Raw genomic sequence first — 7810 nt, 5'->3', positions numbered from 1 at the left:
ACGAGCAGGTCTTTGCTTCCAGTGTGGTTTACGGATTTGAAGTGCGTTCAGGAGCATGCCGCGAACACTGTAACGAACTTCAAATCCACCACACGAGAGCGGTTTGTCTTGAGCTGGAATCGCCTGAGCGCCGGGATTTTGTGATCTGGCAAGCCGCTCTAGCGCCGCCCCGAAGACCTCGGGGCGGCCGTTTTCCGCGATCTGCCGGCGTCAGGGGCGGCAGCCCCGCCTCAGGCGGCCTTTGATTTGGGCGCCTTCGGCTTCGCCGCGACGCCGCGGGCCGACTTCGCCAGCAGTTCCGAAGCCGCCTCTTGGAGGCCCGGACCTTGCGGCGGCTCGATCGCCGCGCGATCGCCGGCCATCATCGTCTTCTTGAGCGCGATCAGATCGAACTCCAGTTCCTTGATGCGGGCGTCCTTGATGCAGACCGCTTCCTCATGCGCCTTGCTGCGCGATTCCATCTCGAACGTCTTTTCGTCGAGCTGCGCCTTCAGGTCAGCATTGGCGTCGCTGACGCTCTGGAAGCGAACCGTCAGTTCATCGAGCTCACCCCGAGCCTTTTCCTTGTCGGCGAGCAGCACTTCCTTGGCCTGGGTCTCGGAGGTCAACTCGATCTGCCGCTGCGAAAGCTGGCCCTCCAGTTCACCGATCCGCGCCATGTGCGCGTCGAGCTTGGCCGCCTGATTGCGGTTGTCGTCCTGAAGTCCCTGGCTGAGCTCGGTCAGTTGCGCCTTGTTGTCGTCGAGCGCGGCAATGACGACGTCCTTGGTCTCGCAATCATGCCGCATGCCGTCGAGCTGCTGCCGCAGCCGGTCTATCTCGGTCTTGGACTTCTCGATCGAAGCCCTGTTGCGCGTCTTGACCGCTTCGAGCACCTCGACCCGCTTGTTCTGCTCCTTGTAGCGCGTGCCAAGCGACTTGTGCTCGCGCAGCAGATCCTCGGCCAGCGAGCGGGTCGACTTGGACCGCCGCTCGACCGCTTCGAGATGGGCAAGCTCCTGCTCGCTCTTGGACAGGTAGGAGATCAGCGCCTCGTTCTTGCCCAGAAGGTCGGACAACAGGTCGGCACCGTCCTGCAACTGCTGGCGCATCGCATTGGCGGCCGCCTTCTTGCGCTGCAGTTCCAGCGCCCTGTGGCTGGTCGCATTGTCGACATCCTTGCCCGCCCCGTTCTTGCTCGCCCCGTTCTTGCCCGCGATCGGCGAGACGCCGGCCCCGCCCGCGCGCGGATCGTCGACCATCGTCTCCAGTTCGGCGTCGAGCGCCTTGACGAGCGTGCCCTCCAGATCGTTGAGTTCGGCGGCGATCGGGACGCTGTCATCCAGGTCCAGCCTGGCCAGCGGTGCGGATATGGCGTCCGGCGAAGCCGGCCGGGCCGGAGGCTGAACGCTGGCCGAGGGATCGTCGACCGCCCCTTGCTCGGAAGACTTGATGATGGTCATTGTGCTGCCCCGTATCTTGCTAATTCAGCGAACGTAATGTGAGGCTACATAGCCTGTTTTTCAGTCTCCGCGTGCATATTGTTAATTGATCGTTAATAGTAAAATAAAAATAAAATTGCATAAATACAGAGAAATATGCGCAAAGGATGATTTTTACATGCTTTAAAATGCACAAAGAAATGGAGAAGAAAGGGCCGACTGTGGCGGAGAAGACCGACTGTGGCGGCATGAACCGCCGCGCACCTGCGCGCGCCCGACGGCTCTCCGGCTGGCTGGACACGGTCGCAAACGGTGAAAGGCCCGGTCCGATACGCGTCCCGCCATCGTCGAGGATCCTGATCGCGGATCGGCGATGCCGCCCCGCGATCACGGCGGAAACACCGTTCCGCCTTCCCCCTCCCCCGTTTCCGCGCTAACCCTTGCCCATGCTCGCCTATGCCGCGCATCGCCTGCTGATCGTCCTCGTCACCATGCTGGTGGCAAGCGCCATCGTCTTCTTCGTCCTTGAGATCGTGCCCGGCGACCCGGCGCGGCTGATGCTGGGGCTGAACGCCACCGAGGAGGCGGTTGCCGCGCTACGCGAGCAGATGGGTCTCGACCGGCCCGTTCTGGCGCGCTATTTTTCGTGGCTCGCCGGCATGGCGCGCGGCGATTTCGGGCAAAGCTTCACCTATGCGGTGCCGGTGACCGAACTGATCGCAGAGCGCGTCGTGGTCTCTCTGCCGCTGGCTCTTCTCTCCCTTGCCCTGTCCACGGCGATCGCCATTCCGGTCGGCATCTTCACCGCCGCCCGGCGCGGCACGCGCGCCGACACCGCGGCCATGGCCGGCGCCCAGCTTGGCATCGCGATCCCCAATTTCTGGTTCGCGCTGCTGTTGGTCTACGTCTTCGCGGTGACGCTGCAATGGGTGCCGGCGGGCGGCTTTCCAGGCTGGGACGCGGGACTATGGCCGGGCCTGCGCGCGCTGATCCTGCCGGCGATCGCCCTCGCCCTGCCGCAGGCGGCGATCCTCGCCCGCATCGCCCGCTCGGCGCTGCTCGAAACGCTGGCCGAGGACTATATCCGCACCGCGCGCGCCAAGGGTCTGCCGGCGAACATCGTCCTGTGGCGCCACGCGCTGCACAACGCGATGATCCCGGTCCTGACGATCATGGGCCTGCAATTTGCCTTCCTGCTGGCCGGCACGATCATCATCGAGAACGTCTTCTTCCTGCCGGGCCTCGGCCAGCTCGTCTTCCAAGCGATCAACCAGCGCGACCTGATCGTCGTCGAAGGCGTGGTCGTCCTGCTGGTCGGCACGGTCATCGCGGTCAACTTCCTGGTCGATCTGGCCTATGGCTGGGCCGATCCACGTTTGAGGCGCCGATGAGCGATCATCTCGTCGCCGCCGAACATGAGGACTGGCGGCTCTTCCTCGGAAAGGCCCGCACCAACCGCTCCTTTAAGGCGGGTGCGGCGATCACGCTGGCGATCCTCGTAATGGCGGCCATCTCGCTGGCCTGGACGCCCTACGACGTCGCCAGCCTGTCGATCCCCGACCGGCTTCAGGGGCCGAGCTGGGCGCATCCGTTCGGCACCGACCATTTCGGCCGCGACATCTTCTCGATGATCATGCAGGGCAGCCGCAACTCGATCGCCGTCGCCCTGATCGCGGTCGGCATCGGCGTCGTCGTCGGCGTGCCGCTGGGCTGCTGGGCGGCGGCCAGGCGCGGCTGGATCGACGAGGTGTTCATGCGGACGTCGGACATCGTCTTCGCCTTCCCCGCGCTCCTGTCGGCGGTGATGATCACCGCCATCTTCGGCCCCGGCGCGGTCAATGCGGTCATCGCCATCGGCATCTTCAACATTCCGGTCTTCGCCCGCGTGGGGCGCGGGGCGGCGCTGTCGCTGTGGCCGCGCGAGTTCGTCCTCGCCGCCCGCGCGGCGGGAAAGGGTTCGGCCCGCATCACCGCCGAGCACATAGTGCCCAACATCGCCAACCTGCTGCTGGTGCAGGGCACGATCCAGTTCTCGCTGGGTATTCTGGCCGAGGCGGGCCTGTCTTACGTGGGCCTGGGCGCCCAGCCGCCGGCGACGAGCTGGGGCCGCATGCTGGCCGAGGCACAGACCATGATGGCCATCGCCCCGCAAATGGCGATCGCGCCGGGCATCGCCATCATTGTGACCGTGCTGGGCCTGAACCTGCTCGGCGACGGGCTGCGCGACGTGCTCGACCCCAAGCTGCGGCGGGAGCGATGAGCGCGCAGGTCCTGACCATCGAAAACCTCGATCTCGCCATCGGCGGCGCGCCGATCCTCAAGCACGTGGACATGGCGGTCGAGGCCGGCAAGGTGCACGCGCTGGTCGGCGAATCGGGCTCGGGCAAATCGATGACCGCGCTGGCCGCCATGCGGCTTCTGCCACACGGGGCCGAGGCGCGCGGCGCGCTGCGCTTTTGCGGCGAGGACCTGCTCACCGCCACCGAAGAGCGCATGTGCGCGCTGCGCGGCGACGAGATCGGCATGGTGTTCCAGGAGCCGATGACCGCGCTCAACCCGGTCAAGACCATCGGCGAGCAGGTGGCCGAAGGGATCAGATGGCACAAGGGCGCCGGCCGGCCCGAGGCGGAAAAGGGAGCGGCGCGCATGCTCGAACGCGTCGGCCTGCCGCCCAATCGCGTCCCGCTCGACCGCTATCCGCATGAACTGTCGGGCGGCCAGAGACAGCGCGTGGTGATCGCGATCGCCTGCGCGCTGCGCCCCAGGCTCCTGATCGCCGACGAGCCGACGACGGCGCTGGATGTGGTGTTGCAGGCGCAGATTCTCGACCTCCTGCGCGAACTGGTCGCCGAAGACGGCATGGGCCTGATCCTGATCAGCCACGATCTGGGCGTCGTCGCCGACATGGCCGACGACATCACCATCCTGCGCCATGGCGAAGTGCAGGAAGCGGGCCACGCGGTCGACGTGCTGCGCGCGCAAGACCATCCCTATACGCGGCAACTGGCCGAAGCCTCGACCCATGTCCCAACCTGGGAAACGCGCGCCAAACAGCCCGAACACTGGGCGCTGCTGGATGTCCGGAACCTCGTCAAGGACTATCCCGGACCGCGCGCCGGGCTGTTTGCGCGCCGCGCGCCGTTCCGCGCGGTCGATGATGTGTCTTTTTCCGTGCCGCCGGGACGCTCGGTGGGGCTGGTCGGCCAGTCAGGCTGCGGCAAGTCGACGCTCGCCCGCATCGTGCTCGCGCTCGACAAGCCCACATCCGGCATCGTCGCGTTCGACGGCATGGAGACGTCCACGCTCGAAGATGGCGACCTGCGCGCCGCGCGGCGCCAGATGCAAGTGGTCTTCCAGGACCCCTATGGCTCGTTCAACCCGCGCCGGACGGTCGAACGGCTGGTCGCCGAACCGCTGCATCTGGAAGAGAAACCGGTCGGCAGGCCCGAGCGGCGCGAGCGAGTGGCGCGCGCGCTTGAGGAGGTGGGCATGCCGGCGGACGCGATGGTCCGCTATCCGCACGAATTCTCCGGCGGACAAAGGCAAAGGCTGGCCATCGCCCGCGCCATCATCACCCGCCCGAAGCTGGTCGTCTGCGACGAGCCGGTCTCGGCGCTGGACGTGTCGATCCGGGCGCAGATCCTCGATCTCTTCGCAAGGCTCAACGACGAGCTGGGCCTGGCCTATCTGTTCATCACCCACGACCTGGCCGTCGCTCGGGCGATCACCCACGAGGTGATGGTGATGGATCATGGCCGAATCGTCGAACGCGGCGCGACGGCCGACGTGCTCGGCGCGCCGCGGACCGAGACGGCCCGGCGCCTCGTCGCCGCGGCACCCGACCTGCACCGGGCGATCGAACGGCGGGCGGGCAAGCCCGCCGTCCTCCCTCGTCCTTCGGCAAGCTCAGGATGAGGGTAGAACGGCGCGGACAGCGCATCACCCGAACATCAACGCCAACGCCCCGACGACCACCGTCAGCCCCGTCATCGCGCGCCGGAAGACGCCGAGCGCGGCATCGATATCGTCCGGGCCGGCATTTTCGCGCCCGTCATCGTTCATGAAGGGCTCGTCGGCCACATCGTCCCGGTAGGCGCGCGGGCCGCCAAGGGCCAGCCCGGTCACCGCGGCCATCGCGCTTTCCGGCCAGCCGGCATTGGGCGAGCGGTGCAGGCGCGCATCGCGCGCCACAACGCGCCGGCGCGCGGAGACATCGGCAAACCCGCCGGCCAGCACGATCAGCGCCGCCGTCAGCCGCGCCGGCACCCAGTTGGCCAGATCGTCCATCCTTGCCGAAGCACGGCCGAAGGCGCGGTGGCGCTCGGTGCGATGGCCGATCATCGAATCGGCGGTGTTGAGCATCTTGTAGGCGAAAAGACCCGGCAGGCCGAGCAGCAGATACCAGAAAGCCGGCGCGACCACGCCGTCGGACGTGTTTTCGGCCAGCGATTCGATGGCGGCCCGGCTCACGCCGGCCGCGTCCAGCGTTTCGGGATCGCGCCCGACGATCATCGCCACCGCGCCCCGACCGCCACCCAGCCCGCCCGCGCGCAGGCCCCGCGCCACGGCCGCGACATGGTCGGCGAGCGATTTCTGCGCCAGAAGGATGGCGACGATCAGCACTTCGGCCACGGTTCCCACACCGCCCAGATCGTCGAACAGGGCGGCGAGGAAAAGCCCCGGCACGATCGCACCGGCCATCAGCGCGGCGATGGCGGCGACACCGTACCGCTCGCGCGCCGGCTCGGGCATATCGGTGCGGTTGAAGCGCGCGTCCGCCCAGCCGACGGCCCTGCCGAACAGGACCACCGGGTGCGGCGCGCGCCGCCACAGCCGGTCCGGATCGCCGACGAGGCGGTCGACGATCAGGGCGGCAAACAGGATCACGAGCGTTTCGGCCATGGCGTTGTGATGAGCCGATCAGGCGGCCGCCGCAAGCGCCTTGTGGAGCCGCGCGAACGCGGGCTCATCGCCCGGCAGACCGAAGCGCAGCCATGAAGCGTCCTCATCGAAGGTGCGCACCCAGACGTGCCGCCGGGCCAGCCCGGCGGCGATGGCCGGCGCGCGATCGTGGCGTGCCAGGACGAACAGGTCCGTATGGCCGACGATCGCGCAGCCATGGCCCTGGAGCAGCGCGGTCAGGCGCTGCCGCTCGCGCGCCAGCCGGGTGCGCGTGGCGGCGATCCAGGCGATGTCGCGCAGCGCGCGCCCGCCCAGATAGAGCGCCGGCCCCGGCACCGCCCAGGGGCCGAGCAGGCCGCGCAGCCGGGCCATGTCCGCCTCCGGCCCGATGGCAAAGCCCAGCCGCACGCCGGCCAGGCCGAAGAACTTGCCGAACGAGCGCAGCACGATCAGCCCCTCGCGCCCCGCCTCGGGCACATAGGACGCATCGGGCGCCACATCGGCGAACGCCTCGTCGACGATCACCGTGCCGTTGCGGGCCAGCAGCGCCTCGACGGCCTGCCTGTCCGCGGCGCCGTCGCGGCGCGCGCCGTCGGGATTGTTCGGATTGCCGAAGACGGCGCCGTCATAGCCGTCCTCGTAGCGCGGCATGCCGCGCACGGTCCCGACCACCCGGTCGGGCGTCGAAAGGCACCAGTCATATTCGCCATAGGTCGGCGAGACGATGCCGATGCGCCGGTTCGCCCCGATCAGGTCGCCGAGCCGCTGGATGATCGCCTGGGTGCCGGGCGCGGCGACGATAGCGGCGCGCCCGGGCACGCCGTAGCAGGCGCGCGCCGCGTCCAGGCAGTAGTCTTCGAGGCTCGGCTCGGGCAGCCGCTCCCACACCTCGGCGGGGATCGGCGGCACCGGCCAGGGGTGCGGGTTGATCCCCGTCGACAGGTCGAGCCAGTCGGCGTGCGTGCCGCCATGTTCGGCGACCGCGCGGTCGAGCGAGCCGCCATGGCGTGGAAAAGCGGTCATCGATCCGCCCTGTCGATCACGTGGCACCAGGAGCCGGCGACCCTGCCTGCCCGCCGCCCGCAATGGCCCAGATCGGCGCCGAGCGCATCGCGCGCCGCAAAAGGGGCCTCGCCCGGCCCTTCGCGAACGATGGTCGCATAGTGGAATTCGTGCGCGGTCAGGGGCATCGTCCAGGGCGCGCCCGGCAGCGGTTCGAGACGCCGGTAGCCCAGATGGCGCGCGCGGCGCGCAAAGCTGGTCTCGACCGGCAGGAAGCCGAGCATGGCATGGCGCCCGCCATCGGCATCGGTCAGCCCCTCGCCGAGCGCCATATAGCCGCCGCACTCGCCATAGATGAGCGCGCCGCGATCGCGCGCGGCTTGCATGCCGGCCCGGAACCGCGCGGCGTGGGCGATCGTGCCCGCATGCAGTTCCGGATAGCCGCCGGGCAGGAAGACGGCATCGGCGCGCGCATCGGGCGCCCC

The 7810-nt window shown here is 68.4% G+C and carries 6 protein-coding genes and 1 pseudogene; 3 read left to right on the top strand and 4 right to left on the bottom strand.

Going from position 1 to position 7810, the window contains the following annotated elements; genetic code table 11:
- Positions 1-230: 230 nt before the first annotated feature.
- On the bottom strand, positions 231-1442 hold the full coding sequence (locus AC5E6L_RS12505; protein ID WP_491773695.1) for a hypothetical protein: 1212 nt from the start codon (positions 1440-1442) through the stop codon (positions 231-233).
- 425 nt (positions 1443-1867) lie between these two features.
- Between AC5E6L_RS12505 and AC5E6L_RS12500 the strand changes: the two genes are divergently transcribed.
- Genes AC5E6L_RS12500 through AC5E6L_RS12490 form a run of 3 tightly spaced genes read left to right on the top strand, consistent with a single transcriptional unit; the run spans position 1868 to position 5336 of the window.
- Positions 1868-2812 (top strand): ABC transporter permease, encoded by a 945-nt coding sequence (locus AC5E6L_RS12500; RefSeq protein ID WP_491773693.1) that lies wholly within the window; start codon positions 1868-1870, stop codon positions 2810-2812.
- Positions 2809-3681 (top strand): ABC transporter permease, encoded by an 873-nt coding sequence (locus tag AC5E6L_RS12495; RefSeq protein ID WP_491773691.1) that lies wholly within the window; start codon positions 2809-2811, stop codon positions 3679-3681. Before AC5E6L_RS12500 ends, AC5E6L_RS12495 begins: the two co-directional genes overlap by 4 nt.
- Entirely contained in the window at positions 3678-5336 is a 1659-nt protein-coding gene (locus AC5E6L_RS12490) for an ABC transporter ATP-binding protein (protein WP_491230314.1), read from the top strand. The genes AC5E6L_RS12495 and AC5E6L_RS12490 overlap by 4 nt, the downstream gene beginning before the upstream one ends.
- A 24-nt stretch (positions 5337-5360) precedes the next feature.
- Here AC5E6L_RS12490 and cbiB read toward each other — a convergent pair whose 3' ends face one another.
- The 3 genes and pseudogenes from cbiB to AC5E6L_RS12475 form a co-directional block, all read right to left on the bottom strand.
- Complete coding sequence (gene cbiB / locus AC5E6L_RS12485) at positions 5361-6323, bottom strand: adenosylcobinamide-phosphate synthase CbiB (RefSeq protein ID WP_491773689.1); 963 nt, start codon at positions 6321-6323, stop codon at positions 5361-5363.
- Between the two features lie 18 nt (positions 6324-6341).
- Positions 6342-7346: a threonine-phosphate decarboxylase CobD gene (gene cobD / locus AC5E6L_RS12480; RefSeq protein ID WP_491773687.1), complete on the bottom strand. Its 1005-nt coding sequence runs from the start codon at positions 7344-7346 to the stop codon at positions 6342-6344.
- A pseudogene (locus AC5E6L_RS12475) lies at positions 7343-7810 on the bottom strand (cobyrinate a,c-diamide synthase); the annotation flags it as partial. The gene cobD and the pseudogene AC5E6L_RS12475, both read right to left, overlap by 4 nt.

The organism is Roseitalea sp. (assembly GCF_984466335.1).
Note: the sequence above shows the minus strand (reverse complement) of the source record. Positions and strands in the feature narration are given on the sequence as shown.

Coding starts and splice junctions, on each gene's coding strand:
- AC5E6L_RS12505 (WP_491773695.1), bottom strand. CDS start 1,442: ATGACCATCATCAAGTCTTCCGAGCAAGGGGCGGTCGACGATCCCTCG.
- AC5E6L_RS12500 (WP_491773693.1), top strand. CDS start 1,868: ATGCTCGCCTATGCCGCGCATCGCCTGCTGATCGTCCTCGTCACCATG.
- AC5E6L_RS12495 (WP_491773691.1), top strand. CDS start 2,809: ATGAGCGATCATCTCGTCGCCGCCGAACATGAGGACTGGCGGCTCTTC.
- AC5E6L_RS12490 (WP_491230314.1), top strand. CDS start 3,678: ATGAGCGCGCAGGTCCTGACCATCGAAAACCTCGATCTCGCCATCGGC.
- cbiB (WP_491773689.1), bottom strand. CDS start 6,323: ATGGCCGAAACGCTCGTGATCCTGTTTGCCGCCCTGATCGTCGACCGC.
- cobD (WP_491773687.1), bottom strand. CDS start 7,346: ATGACCGCTTTTCCACGCCATGGCGGCTCGCTCGACCGCGCGGTCGCC.